The 18,611-nt window shown below is 33.1% G+C and carries 18 protein-coding genes; 9 read left to right on the top strand and 9 right to left on the bottom strand.

The genetic code is table 11. The features are described from left to right. Positions 1–68 precede the first annotated feature (68 nt). The 4 genes from RSJ42_RS08350 to RSJ42_RS08335 all read left to right on the top strand — a co-directional run bounded on the left by RSJ42_RS08350 (position 69) and on the right by RSJ42_RS08335 (position 5,476). A complete protein-coding gene (locus tag RSJ42_RS08350) occupies positions 69–2,015 on the top strand; it encodes a helicase C-terminal domain-containing protein (RefSeq protein WP_410510108.1) in 1,947 nt (648 codons plus the stop codon). Positions 2,016–2,118: 103 nt separating this feature from the next. Continuing rightward, positions 2,119–2,628, top strand: coding sequence for a hypothetical protein (locus RSJ42_RS08345; RefSeq protein WP_410510107.1), 510 nt, complete (start codon positions 2,119–2,121; stop codon positions 2,626–2,628). A 155-nt stretch (positions 2,629–2,783) separates the two neighbouring features. Continuing rightward, positions 2,784–3,476, top strand: coding sequence for a hypothetical protein (locus tag RSJ42_RS08340; RefSeq protein ID WP_410510106.1), 693 nt, complete (start codon positions 2,784–2,786; stop codon positions 3,474–3,476). A gap of 128 nt (positions 3,477–3,604) precedes the next feature. Then, positions 3,605–5,476 carry a DUF2075 domain-containing protein gene (locus RSJ42_RS08335; RefSeq protein WP_410510105.1) on the top strand — a complete coding sequence of 624 codons (1,872 nt, stop codon included), beginning with the start codon at positions 3,605–3,607 and terminating at the stop codon, positions 5,474–5,476. A 24-nt stretch (positions 5,477–5,500) separates the two neighbouring features. On the opposite strand, the gene RSJ42_RS08330 is transcribed toward RSJ42_RS08335, so the two are convergent. Then, positions 5,501–5,899, bottom strand: a complete 399-nt coding sequence (locus tag RSJ42_RS08330) for an HNH endonuclease signature motif containing protein (protein ID WP_410510104.1) — start codon at positions 5,897–5,899, stop codon at positions 5,501–5,503. 146 nt (positions 5,900–6,045) lie between these two features. Between RSJ42_RS08330 and RSJ42_RS08325 the strand changes: the two genes are divergently transcribed. Beyond that, the gene (locus tag RSJ42_RS08325; RefSeq protein ID WP_410510103.1) at positions 6,046–6,330 is read left to right on the top strand and encodes a hypothetical protein; all 285 of its coding nucleotides are present in this window, start codon (positions 6,046–6,048) and stop codon (positions 6,328–6,330) included. Positions 6,331–6,540: 210 nt separating this feature from the next. On the opposite strand, the gene RSJ42_RS08320 is transcribed toward RSJ42_RS08325, so the two are convergent. The 3 genes from RSJ42_RS08320 to RSJ42_RS08310 all read right to left on the bottom strand — a co-directional run bounded on the left by RSJ42_RS08320 (position 6,541) and on the right by RSJ42_RS08310 (position 10,369). Further along, the gene (locus RSJ42_RS08320; protein WP_410510102.1) at positions 6,541–7,377 is read right to left on the bottom strand and encodes a hypothetical protein; all 837 of its coding nucleotides are present in this window, start codon (positions 7,375–7,377) and stop codon (positions 6,541–6,543) included. 408 nt (positions 7,378–7,785) lie between these two features. Further along, the gene (locus RSJ42_RS08315) at positions 7,786–9,381 is read right to left on the bottom strand and encodes a tetratricopeptide repeat protein (RefSeq protein WP_410510101.1); all 1,596 of its coding nucleotides are present in this window, start codon (positions 9,379–9,381) and stop codon (positions 7,786–7,788) included. A gap of 346 nt (positions 9,382–9,727) precedes the next feature. Then, on the bottom strand, positions 9,728–10,369 hold the full coding sequence (locus tag RSJ42_RS08310; RefSeq protein WP_410510100.1) for a hypothetical protein: 642 nt from the start codon (positions 10,367–10,369) through the stop codon (positions 9,728–9,730). Positions 10,370–10,451: 82 nt separating this feature from the next. Between RSJ42_RS08310 and istA the strand changes: the two genes are divergently transcribed. From istA to RSJ42_RS08290, 4 genes are all read left to right on the top strand, one after another. Next, complete coding sequence (gene istA, locus RSJ42_RS08305; RefSeq protein WP_410507345.1) at positions 10,452–11,696, top strand: IS21 family transposase; 1,245 nt, start codon at positions 10,452–10,454, stop codon at positions 11,694–11,696. Further along, entirely contained in the window at positions 11,693–12,466 is a 774-nt protein-coding gene (gene istB / locus RSJ42_RS08300; protein ID WP_410507346.1) for an IS21-like element helper ATPase IstB, read from the top strand. The genes istA and istB overlap by 4 nt, the downstream gene beginning before the upstream one ends. Positions 12,467–13,109: 643 nt before the next feature. After that, positions 13,110–13,898, top strand: a complete 789-nt coding sequence (locus RSJ42_RS08295; protein ID WP_410510099.1) for a hypothetical protein — start codon at positions 13,110–13,112, stop codon at positions 13,896–13,898. A 265-nt stretch (positions 13,899–14,163) separates the two neighbouring features. Next, complete coding sequence (locus tag RSJ42_RS08290; protein ID WP_410510098.1) at positions 14,164–14,400, top strand: hypothetical protein; 237 nt, start codon at positions 14,164–14,166, stop codon at positions 14,398–14,400. A 148-nt stretch (positions 14,401–14,548) separates the two neighbouring features. Here the strand turns inward: RSJ42_RS08290 and RSJ42_RS08285 are convergent, their stop codons facing one another. Genes RSJ42_RS08285 through RSJ42_RS08265 form a run of 5 tightly spaced genes read right to left on the bottom strand, consistent with a single transcriptional unit; the run spans position 14,549 to position 18,348 of the window. Next, entirely contained in the window at positions 14,549–15,166 is a 618-nt protein-coding gene (locus RSJ42_RS08285) for an SLATT domain-containing protein (RefSeq protein ID WP_410510097.1), read from the bottom strand. Between the two features lie 57 nt (positions 15,167–15,223). Next, a complete protein-coding gene (locus RSJ42_RS08280) occupies positions 15,224–15,880 on the bottom strand; it encodes a hypothetical protein (protein ID WP_410510096.1) in 657 nt (218 codons plus the stop codon). Beyond that, the gene (locus tag RSJ42_RS08275) at positions 15,880–16,818 is read right to left on the bottom strand and encodes a CBASS oligonucleotide cyclase (RefSeq protein WP_410510095.1); all 939 of its coding nucleotides are present in this window, start codon (positions 16,816–16,818) and stop codon (positions 15,880–15,882) included. The genes RSJ42_RS08280 and RSJ42_RS08275 overlap by 1 nt, the downstream gene beginning before the upstream one ends. Continuing rightward, entirely contained in the window at positions 16,818–17,798 is a 981-nt protein-coding gene (locus RSJ42_RS08270) for a hypothetical protein (RefSeq protein WP_410510094.1), read from the bottom strand. Before RSJ42_RS08270 ends, RSJ42_RS08275 begins: the two co-directional genes overlap by 1 nt. Beyond that, the gene (locus RSJ42_RS08265; RefSeq protein ID WP_410510093.1) at positions 17,773–18,348 is read right to left on the bottom strand and encodes a 7-cyano-7-deazaguanine synthase; all 576 of its coding nucleotides are present in this window, start codon (positions 18,346–18,348) and stop codon (positions 17,773–17,775) included. Before RSJ42_RS08265 ends, RSJ42_RS08270 begins: the two co-directional genes overlap by 26 nt. Between the last annotated feature and the right edge of the window lie 263 nt (positions 18,349–18,611).

Here is an 18,611-nt window from a genome sequence, read left to right as displayed (position 1 = left end):
AAACCATTTCTCTGATAAAAAATCCATCTACTTACCAGAAACTAAAAGAATGCTTTCCCATGCCGACAATGAGACAAGAGCAAGAGTTCATACTGAAAAAAGTTGCTAAGGCTCTGAAAGATGGTAAAAAATACATAATTATCGAAGCTCCTCCAGGTGTTGGAAAATCTCCCATAGCCATCACCCTTTGCAAATATTTTAAAAAAGGTTATATCTGCACGGATCAGAAGAGCCTGCAGGAGCAATATCTGAATGATGAATTCTTCCCAAAGTCAGATATGATTCCAATGATAGGGAGGTCAAATTTCGTCTGCAAGCAAGCTTCAATGGACGTAGAGCCTGGAGAAGAAGTATACTGCAATCGGGGATTATGTGACCAAGATGATGCTTTCAAATGTCCTGGAACTATTGTGGCTGAAGACCCCAAACCTTTCCCAGACCCAAGGTATGCAGCAACCTCTGCAAGTAGAGGTCCCCTCTTCTGGAAGCCAGAGGTTATGGAACTCCCTGCTCTCAAATGCAATTACTGGATTCACAAAACAAAGGCTCTCAACACTAATATAGTTATTAACAACTATTCTTATCTGCTCTTGGAAGGTAACTATGTTGGAGACTTTGGGACCAGACCTGTTCTTATTTCTGATGAAGGGCACAACATCGAAAAGCACATAATGAATTTTGTATCTGTTGTGATCCCCGCTAAAATGATAGCAGCATTCGAGGACGTCGATTTCCCTTATATAGAGGATAAGAAGCATGGATTATACAATCAGAAATCACATCCACAGGATGTCTTAATGCCCAAGTGGATCGAGTGGCTAAAAAACGTTTTTTTTGAGAAGATTCCCATTAGGATTAAAGAACTCAGTGCAATCAAATCATTCTTTGTAGATGCAACTCAACCTCCTGAACTCACGAAGGTCACAGATAAAGAGGGAAATGAGATCGAGGTCCTAGTTGACAAGGATACAGGCATGTTATGTCCTTACAAAATGCCAAAAGCGTGCGAAGGTAAATCCAAGAAAGAAATCATTGATCTTCTTATGGGCATGGTTGAATCCCTTGAATCTATATACACGACAATTTCTTTCTTCTTAGCTGACTATGACGAAAATCCTAAAAATTGGATAATTCAACCAGTGCAGGAAGATTCCAAAATTGGTTCCAAAATTATAAGAGGGGAATTCAAGCCTATAAGGGTCAGTAAATATGCTCAGGATAAGTACTTTAGATTTGGAGAAATCAATGTCATAATGTCAGCCACAATCCTTAATTTTGATTGGCTAACCAGAGACCTAGGGATCAAGGGGGGCGAGTATGCTGTCATAAAAGTTCCTCCAGTTTTTAAAAAAGAATCCAACAAGCTATACCACTTGGATGTATGCAATCTAAGTCACAAGGAATCTAATCCAAATACTAACAGCTATGTAGTCAATATGGGTGTAGCAGTGCAAATTATTGATAAAATCCTTGATAAGTTCCCTGAACACAAAGGGATTATTCACTGTGTAACTTACTCTAATATGCATTTCATAATGACACATTCAAAGCACGCTAAAAGTAAAAGAATACGGGGTCACACTCCGGAAAATCGTGGAGAAGTGCTGCAGAAGCATCTAGCCTCTGAAGAGTCTCTGGTTTTATGTTCTCCTTCTATGTCTGAAGGAGTTGATCTCAAATTTGACAATTCCAGGTTTCAGATTATCCTCAAAATCCCATACCCATATTCGGAAGATCTGCAGATCAAAGAGAGGACAAAACAGGAACCAGAATTTTATACCTACAAGACAGCCCTTTATCTTGTACAGGCAATAGGGCGATCTGTAAGAACCGAAAATGACTGGGCTTATACATTTACAATTGATACTAGGTTCAATTATTTCTGTACAAGAAATGCAAGTCTCTTGGAAAATTTCAACAGGTACGAGAGACCACGAAAAGAAGGCATAGAATTCTTAAATTCTCCTCCTCTTAAGAAAGAGGCAAGTGATTATGAAAATGTTAGGCCTAAATAAGATTTTTGAAGAAAAGGTTTACTTTACAGATCAAAGCTAAAATCCGTGTTAAGAACAACAAGTAATTAACAGCTGTCAAAATCATTCTGGAGATTTGTAAGTCATGTTATTGACAAAAGAAATTACTAATGAGCTAAGAAATATTTTTGTAGCTCGATCCATTCAAAGAAATGGGGAGACAGAGAGCCATACTGAGTATTTTTTCAATGAACCTATCGATGAAAATGTAAAAGAAAAATTTCGCAATTTGGGTATGGAAGTTGATGATTACTATTATGAGTGGTTGGCTTACTGTCTTGATGATTATGCTTCAAGACTTGAAGATTATGTTGGAGAACCTATAGAAGATGTACCTTTCGATGAAATCAATGACTCAATTTTGTCAGACCTAGAGCCGGAAGTTTACACCTATGAGCTTCTTCAATGGATTAGTTCTAACCTAAATAGAATGGGATATGTAGACGAAGTCTTGATTGATGAATTTGAGTATCTTACTAAAGACAATAAAAACTTAAGTTATCTCTTGATGGCAGGTCAACTAAAAGAAATGAGTGAGGTCTACGAACTTGGTTTCCAATTTGTTCAGTGGTTTTTGGAAACAAAAGATAATTAACATACATCATAGCTTTCTTAATAAACATCTTTACAGGACTAATCATTATGGAATTAAAATTACTCAATTCTACGCAAGAAATTCTAAATCTTATTTCTAATCTGACAGGCAAGTCATTCGAATTTATTCATAAACCCGATTTACCGACATTAGCAATGGTAAAAATTGCAAGGGAAAATATGCCATCCCATTTGATTTATTATAAAAACATAAGCCCAGGAAATATTGATCATTTAATTGCACACGAATGTGGACATATTTATAGGATGATGTCTGTGCCAACAGAGCATAGGAAGATACCAGCTTCAAGCGTAGGAAACAGACAAATTGCAATAACTAAAATTGAAAATGAATTGCATGAACTATCAAAAAATATTCCTATTGATAAATTGAATCCACTTTTTGAGATATGGTTTAACGGCATTATCAAAGAGTTAACTAATTTTCCAGTAGATATGAGGATTGAAAAATGGATTTTTGATAATTACCCAGAATTAAGAAAAGCCCAAAAAATAACTATTGAAAAACAAATTCGAGAGAATGTCCACGCTCTGTCTCTGGATATTAAAAATATGACACCTGTTTTTATTTATGACACAGCTAATATAATGAATTATGCTTTTGCTTTATTTATGGAATCCCTAGTTGGGAAAAAATATACATCTCCATATAAAAGGACAAATTATCCTGAAGTTGGTTCTAAGCTTGTTAAGTTTCTTAATGATACGAAAGATGAGGGATACAAGCAAGATATTGAAATAATCAATAAGTGGTCTAATCTATTAGGTTTAACCGATTGGTTTTATTGGACTGACTTTGAAGATGTTCCTGTTAACTATTTCGATTGATTTAAGCCGAATACTCAACAGCTTGCTGCAGGGTGCACTAGTGCAACTTTGATTTTTAATTTGATTTTTTAATTTTTCACATAAGGGAAATTTAATATGTTTAGCTGTTCTTATTAATCGGGATATAAATGAGACTTTTTGCAGGACCATCTGAACAATTCATACAAGATTCAATACGGAACGAAATTGCTGATAAACTTAAAAATGCATTTTTTGAATATTACAGATATAATCCTTCTCCTGCAGAAATAAACTCCTGGAGAAATTCCTTAAAAGAAATTTCCGACGTGTTTTTAGAAGCAAATCTTACAGATCATGGAGTTATTTTGGAATATCAATTACCTCTTACTTCAAAAAGATTAGATTGTTTAATTTCTGGAAAAGACAAAAACGACAAGGATAATGCAGTTATTATCGAATTGAAGCAGTGGAGTAAATGCAGAGAAGCATATGGTGAGAACGAGGTACTTACATGGGTTGGTGGGGATGAAAGAGAAGTACTACATCCTTCAGTTCAAGTTGGTCAATACACTATGTATTTGCAAGATACACAAACTGCATTCTATTCAGGTGATGATGCGGTAATCTTAAATTCTTGTACATATCTGCATAACTACAACTACGATCCTGATGATGCCATATTCTCCAATAAATTTTCAAAAGTAATGAACGACTACCCCTTATTCACATTCGATAATACAGGTGGATTAAGGGAATACTTAGTGGATAAATTGGAAAAGGGGAATGGGGTTGAAGTTCTTCAGAAAATAGAAAATGGGAAGTATAAACCAAGTAAGAAATTAATGGATCATGTTGGAAACCTGATAAAAGGAAGGCCTGAATACACTTTACTCGACGAACAATTAATTGTATTTGATAAAGTAGTTTCCTGTATCAAAGAAAGTTTTTTTGGTGATCAAAAGAAAGTAGTCATCGTTAAAGGGGGGCCTGGAACTGGCAAATCTGTTATTGCAATTAACTTGATGGCAAATTTACTTTTGGATGGCTACAATGCTCACTATGCTACTGGTTCTCGTGCATTTACTCTTACTTTAAGAAAAATAGTTGGAACACGTGGTTCTGCTCAATTCAAGTATTTCAACAGTTATATCGAATCAGAGGAAAATTCTATAGATGTTCTAATTGCTGATGAAGCACACAGAATAAGGAAAACAAGTAATAATCGTTTCACTCCCGGTGACAGAAAATCAACGATACCACAAATTGAGGAATTGATCAAAGTATCCAAAGTTTTGGTTCTATTTATCGACGATGACCAGGTTGTAAGACCTGAAGAGATAGGATCAGTTGAATTCATTAGGGAGTATGCAACAAAAAATAATTGTCAGATTTTTGAATACGAATTGGAAGCTCAATTCAGGTGTAATGGTTCAGATGGATTTGTAAACTGGATTAACAATACTCTCGGAATTAAAAAAACAGCTAATGTCATGTGGACTCAAAAGGAAGAATTTGATTTTAGGGTGATGAGCAGTCCTGAAGAACTTGAATCTACAATAAGTGAAAAAGTTAATGAAGGATTTACTGGGCGATTAACTGCTGGATTCTGCTGGCCTTGGTCTCAACCTAATAGAGATGGAACTTTACAGGATGATGTTCTTATCGGAGATTTCAAAAGACCTTGGAATGCAAAAGAAGATGCGAATAAACTTGCAAAAGGTGTCCCTAAAGCATCACTCTGGGCATACAATCCAAACGGTATAAACCAAATTGGATGTATATACACGATACAAGGTTTTGAATTTGATTATGTCGGTGTTATATTTGGAACTGACCTTGTATATAATTTTGAATCTCAAAAATGGGAAGGTCATCTGGAAAATTCAGAAGATAGTGTAGTTAAAAGATCCAGGGGTAGATTCACTGATCTTGTAAAAAATACCTATCGGGTATTACTTTCCCGTGGTATGAAAGGATGTTACGTTTATTTTATGGACAAAAATACAGAAAACTTTTTCAAATCAAGGATAGAATATTAAATTCTATTCCCATTACTATTTTAGTTACCTTCCTTTTAATCTCTTTGAAGCGTTTCTCTTAACCAATTCAGCTCTACTTATAGCTTCCAGGTTTTTCGGATCATCGTTGAGATTATTTCCGTCTATATGATAAATCACATATCCTCTAGGAATTTCCCCATACGTATCCTCGTAAACCTTTCGTGCTCTACGTACTCGTTTATTTTTTCCCACCCATACGTAGACACAATCATTTTTATTAATCTGTACTCCGCCTTTCCAGCTGGGATGATTCTCTCCCACATACTGGTCTTCTTTAAATTCTGTTTCGGGACTGTGATGGATGCCTTTTAGCCTTTTATTCCAAGGTGTGTCACCTTTTTTGAACCTCTTTCCACAATTAGTTCCCTGGGTAAAAGTACCATCCTCTTTTCTACGTATCACGAAATATACACCTTATAGAAATTATAAATCACGTAAAAATTTTTTAAACCGATGTGTTTTTCATATCGTAATAATTTTTACTTATACTATTTTATTTATTAACGCTTACAGATATAGTAGTTTTTCGTTTTAATGGAGAAGAGAAGATGAATCCGATAGATTCTAAATACCTCGAAGAAATGAAAGCAAAAGGGATATATGATTATTTTGTGTTTCCAGGTGGTTACGGGCTATTCTATGTTACAGCAGATAATCGGATTTTGTGCCCAGAATGTGCCAACAATAACCCTGAATTATGCAGAGATGAAAACGACAAGCAATGGAATATTGTTGGTTATGCCGTTCATTGGGAAGGAAAGCCCCTTGAATGTGATAATTGCAACAAAACAATAGAGTCTGAATATGGTGATCCAGAAGAGGAGGAAGAATAAGTCCAGTAGGGAAAAGTCCCATTGCTTCGTTCCAATTCTCGAAATCGACCACTTCTGACGGCAAGGAAATTAGAGATAAAATACTGAAGTGCTTTGGCTTATTTGAAGAATATAGCAAGGGTTTGAATAAAATATTTTACATTTCACCACTATTCCCCACAATTTTTATGTTATAGTAACGAATGCGTTAATACTATTTAAAATATTAAATTAGTTATAAGGTTTTAAATTTTCATTTGCTTCTTCTAATCTATATCTTGCTTTATCAAATTCTTTTTCTTTAAATTCAACATCATTTTTAGCTACAATCATTCCAGATGCCATATATTGTTGAGTATATCCATCTTGTTCATTAAATTTTTCAACTAATTTATTGTAATAATCAATTGAAGATTGATACTCATTATATTTATTTATATAATCTGTATAAATTTTATCATAATCTCTTAATTCTTGTGGATCGTCAAACCAAATACCATAAAAGTATTTAGAATCATATGAAACAAATCCGCCAGTACATTCTAACGCAATTCCACCATTAATGGAAGGATAAGCAATTATCCAAGCATGATTAGATTTTTCATAATTATATTTTATATCTTTTTCATTTAATTCAAGATTTCCTACAACAATTTGTGCCGGAATTCCTTTTGATTGAAGAATATTCCAGACATCTTGAGCCATATTATCACAATCATATGTGTCTAACATATATTTGTGATTATTATAATATTCTTCAACAACTTCTTCACAAATTATTATATTCTTTTGCTCTTGTGTCAAACTAGGTTTTGGTGCTTCTACAACTGCTGGTTTTTCAAAACTTACTGGCTTTTCAACAGGTGTTTGTAGTTCATTATTTTGGTTATCAGGAATAAGACCAAAAATACAAGATACAACAATATATCCAACAAAAAGAAAAATTAAAGTATTTATAAATGATTTTAGAAAGGTGCTTTCTTTTTTGTTAAATGCTTTTGCTAAACATTCTTCACAATATTTTTCATTATCATCGGTTTTTTTTCCACAATTTCTGCATGTATTCATTATTATTCCCCCACAACTTTTTAGTTATAATAATAAATCTGATTATACTATTTAAAGTATTTAATTATTTGGAAAGGTTTGAATTTTCATTTGCTTATTTGTAAACATATAAACCTCTCTTACATGTTTTGCACTACATGAAGCAGAATGCAAAATCAGTAAACTATTCACTCTTAACTCTCATGTTCCCAAGAATGAAAAAGTTGGAAGCGTTGGTTTAGGTCAAAAGTAAAATTTGTATGTTTTTATGTAAAATGTAAAAATGTAAAATTTTACATAAAAATAGTAAAACGATATCAAAAAGGGTGTAAAATCAGTGTAAAATAAGTATGATAAAAAAATAACTTTAATGTAAATGTTTTAAATATTATAGTTTAAAGTTTTTATCCCATAGACTATGTTCTCAAGTCAGAGACATTTATCAACCATATTTTTAAGCTCGTCTCTATTTATTAACTTTACATCAAGCTTCTTCCCGAGATCAATTGCATCTGGAGTGAAATAACTATTTGTTATTACAATACAGGAATCACATTCATACACAGATTTAGACGTGAATACTTCTTGTATTGCTTTAGTTGTAACCTTACCTTTGTGCCTTTTTGCTTGTATTGCACTTTTTACATCATTTCTTGTTACAATTAAATCGGCTCCTTGATCTCTAGATAACGGTGTATACTTAACAGAGTATCCCATTTTTTCATATAAATCTCCAAGAAATTGTTCAAATTCATAGCCACTCATTATATCGATATGTTCAAAAGATGCTCTTTCTAAAGTCAAGTATAAACTCAGATTAATGTTTTTTGCTTTTTCGAGGCATTTCCTGCCCTCTTGATATCGACCCAGCTTAAAGAGAGCTACACCTTTGTAATACCATGCTTTTGCATTTGGCTCAATGGAAATTGACCTGTCATAGCAATCTATAGCTTCTTGATACTTGCCTATATGAAAAAGAGCTTCTCCTTTTTCATACCAAACGTCTATGTTTGCATCAATAGAGAGAGCTTTATTATAACATTCGATAGCTTCTTCATACTTTCCTTCGTTCGACAAATAAAATCCTGTATCACGATTCTTCCAAGCCTTCTCTCTTTTTTGTTCACGTTCCTTCCTAGCCCTCTCTCTTATTTGAACAAGATGTAAATTATGCTCTATATCTTTCTTAATTATATCTGCTTTTTTGAAGCATTTTGTAGCCTTTTGGTTCATCCCCATTTTAAGAAAAGTGGTTCCTTTATTAGACCAAGCGTCTATATGAGTTGGTTTAATTGAGGTTACCCTATCATAGAACTTTATAGCTTCTTCATAGTTTTTCTCAGAAGAGAATCTACAGGCTATATCAAACAATTTAGTAGCTACAATATCTACATAGTTAGAGTTAACTGAGACCGCACCACAATAATATTCTATAGCCTCATCATATTTCCCTTCATTTAGTAGTCTGTAACCAATGTTAATTAAGCTCTTAGCATCTCCTTTTTTTGTATGCAACTTAAAATATAATTTAGAATCAATAAGTTTTGTTTCTTCAAAACAATTCATAGCTTCTTGGTATCTGCCCATATTAAGAAGAATAGTTCCTTTATTATACCAAGCAAATGCATATCTTGGATCGGCTGAGATTGCTCTGTCGTAATATTCTATAGCCTCTTCATACTTTCCTTCATTCGACAGCCTACAGCCCTCGTTAAATAATTTTATTTCATTCATTTTGTTCAGTTCTAAATTTATAATCTCCTTTAGTGACTGGTCAGTCATCTTAATTCTTTTCCAGTTATGAAACTTCTCTTTCAGATTCTGAAGTTCCCTGTTCGAAGGTGCTCTTTTGTTTCTTTGAACAAAATCACGTATTACTTCATAATTTCCAGTTTTTTTCAGTTCACGTATTACTTCAGAATTTCCTCTTTGCTTCAATAATTGAGTATTATTTTTATCATTTCCCTGACTCAGAATATAAATAAGTAATGGGATCCCAATAAGAAATGCCAACATCAAACTCATAAAAAGAAACATTCTCCTAAATAATTTTCAGTAAAGTATAATTAAAGAAATAATGAACATTATTTATATATTATCTTTTTTCAGAAAATTAAGGAAATTGAAAAGAATATTTTTATAAATTTATAAGCATCTGCCGAGAAATGGAAGTCATTAAATCTAAACCATTTGAAGAAAGAATATGCTCTATATTTAATAACTTGCAAGAATTTATCCTATTTTGTAACTATTCAGCCTGCCAATATACCGTTGATTAATGTCGATTTTGAGTTTTGGGATTAACTCTGAAATTACATCGAAGAACAAACCGTGGGTAAAAAGGTCTAAGAACTCAAAACAAAAAAGTACTTCAACCCAAACCATTTGGAAAATCTCCAATATGGTAATCAAAAACCTGTATGACTTGAGAATCGTAAAGATTTTCTAAAACCATTTTTTTGAGTGTGCTTGGAACTAACTTAAAAGAGGCATATCTCACCAATCTGCCATGTCCATACATATCGTATTCTTCACCCCAAAACACTACTATAATCTCCTTATATTCATAAGTCTGTTTCTCTTTGCTCAATTGTACAATAATATTTCCTAAACAGCTCTTGAAACCAAACCTTTTTTGTTTCATCATATTTTCAGTCGTATAACGGTGATCATACCTATGATAGGTGTAGTTTCCAAGTACATTAATTGTAAAAATGCCATCTTCAGACTTATAATCTCTAATCTCTACTCCTGGTTTCTTTAATTCTCGCTTAAAACTAATGAAACAAGAATCACACCGATTAATAGCTTGGATTATTTTTTCTACAAATTTCTTTTCTAATTTTAGCTTTACCTCAGCTTTTTGGAGTTCATTTATCTTGTGATATTTTTCTTCTCTTAGTTCTTTTTCTTGGTTGACATGGCAATTATGGCACCAAGTTTCTATTTTATTATCACCAATTTTATGGTTATGTTTAAGTGAAAAAATCCCTAATTCTTTTCCACATGTCAAGGCCGGTGAACAATTCCTCATTTTAGCCTGATTAAAATTCCCCAATTTCCAATCCTTGAGAAAAGCTCGAGGATCCTAAATAATGTTGAAAATGGAGGAATGGCTATTGATACGAGATTTGTATTCACAAGGCTTTAGCATAAGTGAAATCTCCAGACAAACAGGTTTTGACAGGAAAACTGTGAGGAAGTATCTTCTGCTGAAAACCTTGCCTGAGCCCCAGAAACGTTCTGGAAGAAAGAGCAAGCTTGATCCTTTCAAACCTTACATTCTTGAAAAACTCAAAGAAGGTCCCTATACTGCTTCTCGCCTCTATCGGGAAATCAAAGAAATAGGTTTTGATGGAGGAAAAACCATAGTCAAGGACTTCGTACAAAAAGTCCGACCTGAGCAAGGAATTCCTGCTGTGCTTCGCTACGAAACAAAACCAGGTGTACAGGCTCAGGTTGACTGGGGAGAGTTAGGAACAGTTGAGGTTGATGGAAAGGTAAAGAAACTCTTTTGCTTTAACATGATTCTTGGATATTCAAGGATGAGATATGTTGAATTTACACTGAGCATAGACACTCCAACTCTTATTCAGTGTCATCGGAACGCTTTTGAGTACTTCGGAGGATTTACACAGGAAATTCTGTACGATAACATGAAACAGGTTGTTATCAAAAGAGCCTTAAAATCATCTGATTCTGAATGGAACTCACAGTTTGAGGATTTTTTCAAATGCTTTGGTTTTATTCCAAGGTTATGCAGGCCTTACAGGCCTCAGACAAAAGGCAAGATTGAAAATACGGTAGGGTATGTCAAGAGGGACTTCTTCCTTGGAAGACAATTTACCTCTCTCGAAGATCTGAACGGCCAAGTTAACAGGTGGTTAGAAAGAGTAAATTCAACTGTCCATGGAACAACCTATCAAATCCCTCTTGAACGCTTTAAGGAGGAGAACCTGAACCTTCTGGGTCAGGTTCCTCCTTACAAAGTTGTCCATAAGGAGACCAGAAAGGTCTCCAGAGACTGTTATATTTCGTTCCTTGGAAATAAGTATTCTGTTCCTTACAGGTTTGCAGGAAGAACTGCAGAGCTTCAGATCTTTGAAGGAAAATTCGAGGTCTATGTTGATTATGAGAAGATCTGTGAACATGAAATTCTTCCCGGAAACTGCAGAGTTTCAAGGAAAAAGGAACATTTCCAGGGTCTTCTGAGCGAGATTCTTAAAGAGAATTCAAAATGCAAGAAAGCTTCACAGATTCCGTTGAAATTCTCAGGTCCAGAAGTTGAAAAAAGGTCTCTTGATGTCTATGAAACGTTTAGTGAAGGTGGTTTTGAATGAACAACTTCACCTATGAGAGACTTCACAATAATCTGCAATACCTCAAACTGAATACAATCGAAGAGCTCCTTGATAACTGCCTTGAAATTGCTGCAAGGGACAGCAAGACAACAATGGAAGTCCTTGATTATCTGTTTGAACGGGAAAAGAAACACAAGGAAGCTGCTGCAATTGAGAGAAGGATGAAAAGTGCAGGTTTTCCTGTGAAAAAGACGCTTGAAGAATTCGATTTTGAGTTTCAGAAATCCATTGATAAAAAAGTAATGGAAGACCTTGCAACCTTGAGATTTGTTCATAATTCAGAGAATGTTGTTTTGCTTGGTCCTCCTGGCGTTGGAAAGTCTCATCTTGCAATTGCTCTTGGGATTGAAGCAGTAAAAGCAGGAATTTCGGTTTACTTTACGAATACAGGAAACCTTATTGAGAGGTTGAAAATAGCAAATAGAGAAGGAATTCTTGAAAAGAAGATCAGGGATTTGACGAAATATAAAGTGCTGATAATTGATGAAATAGGCTATCTCCCATTTGATGACGATGGAGCTCACTGCCTATTTCAGCTAATCTCCAGACGTTACGAAAAGAGTTCAACGATCCTGACATCAAACAAGTCATATGGAGAATGGGGGGAGATATTCCAGGATCAAGTAATAGCGGCTGCTGTGCTGGATCGCATACTCCATCATTCTACTACGATTAACATAAAAGGAGAGAGTTATAGGCTAAAGGAAAGGAAAAAACAGGGAATAAAAATGGGAAATATGTATCAGTGATTTTAGAGTAAGCTTTTAAAAAATTGAGTAAAATTTATATCAGCATATGAGGAAATTTATACCGGCTAATGTGAGGAAAAGTAAACCGGCCTTGACACCACACCGAGTGCAATATTTCATACCGAATATTATTTTATAATTATATTTGTAAGTTATGGGATTCGAGCCTTATAGTCTTTGAACTATTTAATTTATACAAATCTGGAGGGTTAAATAAGGATCATTAAATAAGAAACCAATATTATTGAAAACAAACCTTTAGATGTTACTGGGGCTCAAGTTTTCATTAATGAGGAAGAAATTAGGCAGAAAATCTTAGACTTAAGTCTAAAAGAAGCTAGGGAATTAGGGATAAAATACAGAAGTACTTTAAAAAGATAAAGGATAGTATTTTAAAGATGGAAAAATCAATCTGAAAACTAATGAAGTAAGAAAACTCATAAAAGTTATGTAAATTTTCTAGTTTAAAACCACTAATACTTTTTTTAAAAGAAACCGTTGTTGTATTTTTAATAATATTTTTATCAGAGTCTTTGAGGAGCATTATTAACACCCTATAAATTTCGAATAACCTTTATAATCAGAGAACATATAGGATATAAAATGGGCAATTAACATAATAATATCTTCATTCAGTGATAAAATGGAAATTACTTTAAGCGATGATTTAATTAAACTTATTCCAACTTTGGTTATTCTTATCAGTGCTGCAATTTATTATTTTGGAGTACGTTGGGGTGAAACAAAAGTTGAAGAGTATAGCGTAGCATCACATTACTTTGCAGGTGTATTATTTGTAATAAATTACTTACTAGGACCATACATTTTAATACGTCTTGTTGAATTTTTTATTGAAAAATATGCCCCCTATTTTTTCAACTTATCAATTTTTAAATTAGAGATTGACTCATTTTGGGCTTTTGTCCTATGTTTGGTACTACTGTTTGTCGAATATGTTATGCACAAAATAGTTCACTTAAATACCAAAAGATTTGTGGAAAAACGCAAGTTACTAGATAAATTTGAGACCTTTGAATGTCAAAAAATAAACCAATGTGAACGATTTTTACTATTATACTTAATCCCTTTTCTAGTAATCATTATTATATATGGGTTTTATAAACTTAGTGTCCCATTTGAAATAATTTTTCCATCTTTTATCATTGCCTTCTTAACTTTTACAAATCTTGCTTTTTGTGCTGGATATTGTAATGCTCGTTATCCAAAGGCTATTGTATATTTAAAAAATGGGATGATTATTAACGGAATTATTTTGAAGATTGGAAATTACCTATATGTTTTAACAGAAAATAAAACATGTTTAATTAATAGAGATAACATATGTGCCATTAAAGTGAGTGAAAATTCTAAAAAGCTGTGCTGTGACTATTTTACAGTTAAATACAAAAAACTAACTTCTTTTTTTAGGTAAATTTTGTAAAGAGAAACAAAGTAACTTTTTGTTAAGGCAACTTTTCAAAGTAGATGGTTTTGCATTATCTCTACAAAAGCGTACACTTTTTTGCATTTTATCCAGAAGAAACTACAATTTAATCAGTATTATTTAGATAAGGCAATATTAGAAAAAAAACCAGTGCTGTAGAAATCTTTCAGTAGCGTACACTTTTTTAGAGATACCTATATCCCGACACAAGAGTAAGATAGGTAAAATTCGAACCATTGCCCTCGATCCAAAGATGACAGATTTATCATTTTTCATTTCGAATTTTCAATATGCTTGTTGTAGCATACAGAAAGATGGAGTCTATGACTCCAATTTGACCGTTAGTATAGTTGTAAAGTGGGAAAAGACAGATGAGAGATTAGAAATTCCGGCTGATGGTCTGGTCTACATAGGAAAAGAAGCTAATAATATTGAGGATCAGCCTTTGGATGTTTCCAAGTCCAGGTTTTCATTAATGATGACGGATTAAGCAGAAGATTTTGGCTTTAACTCTTGGAGAAGCGAGGAAATTATGAATTAATCAAGGGGTGAATTAAATTATACTCAGGAAAAAGTGACAGAGGGAATGAAAACAAATTCCAGAAGATAAAACTTTGGATTAGGTGTGAGACACTTGATTAGTAAAACAAACCCTTAATCCATTTGATAAACCTGTAGATATATTTTCTATTTGTATATTCTTCAATATTTTCATAAGGATTTTTGCTTAGCTTTTTACTGACATCTACTTTTATTAAATGTCTTTGTTTGCATTTCATGAAATCTCTGTCTGAGATAGTAGGAAAAGGGTTCATGTGGTTAATTAATGAATACTGAAAGTGTAATGAATCTACTTTCAATTTAATCTCTTCTTCGCCACATGACTCGAGTTCTAGTTTGCGGAGATCATTACACTTGGTAATAAAATCAGTCATTACTTTAACAGCTTGCTCGTGTTTTGCTGCTTTTTCGTTGATTCCGTATATTTTATCACAAAGAGATAACAGAAATATGATAAATGCTAAGATCGAAATCCAATTACGAAAAAGGTTTATGTAATTCCCAGCTATAAAAAATACACTAGGATCAGCTATAGCTAATAGAGTTACTATTGCTGAAAGCACAATTATAATTAATGAAAAAGTTTTTGATATCCATTCATAACGTTGGAATTGATATGAATGCATGTCCCTCATCATGTTTGCTTTGTCTTCGAGACCTTTGATTTCTTTTTTGTAAGCTTCAAGCTCTGTCAATAGAATTTCCTCTATTTCTATTGAATATTAAAACTATAAAAAATATTTGTGCAAATATTACATTGGTGAATTTGGAGTTATATTTAAAGAATATAGTACATTAACATAATCAGGTTCAATAGTAGCAAATCTCCAGAATACAATATCTACGACTGGAACGCTATCACCACTATGCTTTGAAATATCTCTACAAAAGTCTTGAACACTAGAATAGTTATGCATAGAGGCAATTCTCTGAAGATGACGATCGGGTTTTGCAAAGTCCAGGCCAATGTTCTTTGCCAAATGATAGACTGTGATAGGTCCAATAAACTTGAATTTCTGCAAAGAATGAATAGGATCTTTCCCAATTAATTTTTTGATATTAGCAAATCCTTGCTTACTTATTTTAGTTGCAGCATCGATTATAGCATTTATCTTTGCTTTATTATTAAATATTTGAATTGCAGATTCAAAACATTTGATACAATTTTTTGCAATCAAAGATGCGGATTTCCATTCATAAAAGCAGTTAGATATTGGACCAAATTTTTTCTCGATTACTGTATTTTTCATTCCTGAAGAAAGAACTACCCATGAAAATTCACGCAAAAAAGTCTCCTCGTCTAAATCTTCAAATGAAACCTTAGATTGCCAATGAATTTCATGATGGAATCCAAACTCTCTCACAATTATTTTTGCAAAATTATATTTTTGTAATAGTTCATAGTCCATCAATCTTCACCGAGAATGTCTTTCCAAGCATCCACTGATTTCATGTCGTCAGCAGCTTTCATTCGTTTATATGTTCTACTTAGTATATAGCTCATAAGCATTCTTTGAGGTGAATTTTCACCATGAAGATAATCATCAACATGTAGTGATTGATTTGTTTTATCTTTGATTGGCTTCTTAACCTTCTCACTAGCCTTCTCAAAAAAGTACTTTAGCATTGTTTTATTGCTTCGGCTCATTTCACTAGGATACGATTTAAAGATTTCAATAGCTAACGATTCAATGTGATATCCTGATAACTGCTGATCAGGAGGAAGCTTTGAATTGATATGTTTAACTATTTTAATTACAGGTACCGCTTTACCGCCACAACTTTGATTTACCTCAGTAAGTCGAGATGCAAATTTATCCGGCCTAATAACGTTCGACCATTCCTTTCCGTTCCGAGAAGGTATTTTGAAACCATCTCCTCTTTTAATAGCTGGCAAAATTTGTATTTCGGTTCCGTCTTTATACTTCACAGTAACTGCTAGTTTTCCAACTTTTATTTCTTCAGCATTAGTTAACTTTGTTTCCAACTTTGATTTGATATACTCTAATATTTCTTTGGGACTTTTGTTAGATAATTCTGATTTATTTATTTTTAGCAATACATCGACATCACTAAGCCCTTCAACATAAGTGAACTTGCGGACGGATCCACCATATTGGAGTTCAACAACCCCCTCAATGTCTTCCTGAACTGCATTCTTTATTGTATCAAGATATTCTCTTGTTTTATCCACATCTCTTGAATTTGCTGAACCTAGTTTTTCATTAATAAATGCATTTACACTAGTTTCAAAAGCTTCATCATAACTTTCTCTTCTAATCTTATCAAGTTCATTTTTATATCCACTTGATGATTGATAACTAAATCCGCCTCCAGATCCGCCCATTAAAATCCTCCAATTGCTTCTAAAAGATCATCATATGATTTTTTGAAGAATTGCCCATTTTCTCCAAAAATATTGAAATCTTGAGTATCTTTGAATTTTTTTAAGTCTATTTCTAGTCTTCTAAGGTAGTTGTAATTGGTATATACCATATGTACCCAATGAACATACATACTTACATGAATACCTTCTTTCTTTGGTCCAAAACAATTTATGTATGATGCCGTACCAGTTTGCTCATCATAAGCAAATCTTAACCATGAGAGACCATCAAAAATATCTGCACCAGAAAAATAATAAAGCGGAGTGGTAATAGGATCTAAACTGCCAAAAATATGAATTGGTTTCTGAAAATCCTTTTCATCCATTCCCTTCCTTAAAGCAGCAATATTTATCATTCTCTCTAAAACAGATGTCCCAAGTTCTTTTTCAGTAAAACCTATTATGTCGAATTCTCTTAACGAATCTATTTTGTCGATAACATTGTTGATATTTACTCTAGGCAATTTTGAAGTTTCAGGTTTGAGTAATATTTCTTTTAAACAATCGTCTTTCTTGTGAAATAGATTTCTTGCGTCATCAATTTGTTTATCCAAGTTTTCCCTTTTTGATGGATGATCATAACTAATAATTACAGTTGGTATTTCAGAGTTCCATTTATTTAATGATTCAAAATGTTTTTTCTCATTCCATACATGAGATTTTGGTTTAAATAGACCAATTTCAGAAACATCTAAATCAACTGAGCATTCATATCCCCCACTGTCAAGAAATATAAGTTCTGGAAACGTAATACTTGGAAAATTTTTTGTATAAAAGTAATCATAAGAACTTATGAGAAAAGGTCCTGTTACAATATCGCTTAGAAGTCTAAATATTTTGGAAGGATGAAGGTTAAGTCTACTTGAAAATGAGGGTAATAACATTGGAGTTGTTCCCACATCAATATCTTTAAACTTAATTTTCATTTTTCTGGCTAACATCTAAAGCTCCCCTATCCAAGCAAGAAAGACATTCACCGCAAGGTTCATCCCCACCGTTTTCACAACTATAAGTTAAATTAACAGGTACGCCCTCATTTTTACAGTAATCATAGATCATACTCTTTTCCCAACTCAGAAAAGGAGTATCTAACTTTACTTGTCCATTGGTATAGGATTCAATTATCTTGTTTATATCAGAAACAAAAGCAGGTGTACAATCATAGTAAGAGGTGCCGGAATGTATCCCTAAAGAAATTAATCCTTTAAAGCATGGATTCGCCAAAATTGCAGATAAAATCAGAAATCCGTTTCTTCCAATTACTTCCCCACTAGAAAAGTTATTTTGAAACTTACAGTTCACAGATTCTAACTCGATTTTATAATGAGATGCAACTCTTTGGACACTTCTATATTCCATGTTTAAAGATTTTTGACCATAATTAACAAAAAAGGCTTTAACTTTAAAATCAAGGGATAGATAATAATGAATACATGCAGTGGAATCAATTCCTCCACTCGCAAGAACCACTACATTCTTTTTTAGTATCATTTAAAGCCAACTTCTGTTTGAATTATTTAATACATTAATGTAAATAAAGTAGCGTATTAAAAAGTTTCTATTTTGTTCTCTATAAATTCGAACTTTTTATTATTTTCTGGTCTTCAATTTCTAATTATGCAAAAAATAAAATTTTAATTTTATTGAAATAAATTCTTTTTTATAGAAAAAGGCAACAAAATTTTGTATTTGACTCCTGAAAAGGCAAGAAAGTTAGGAATTAAGCATAGAAGCACATTGAAGAGAATGAAATA

Origin of the sequence: Methanosarcina hadiensis (assembly GCF_046529725.1) — an archaeon.
GTDB classification, from domain to species: domain Archaea; phylum Halobacteriota; class Methanosarcinia; order Methanosarcinales; family Methanosarcinaceae; genus Methanosarcina; species Methanosarcina hadiensis.
The sequence above is the reverse complement of the archived record's forward strand: the minus strand, read 5'-3'. Positions and strand labels throughout refer to the sequence as shown.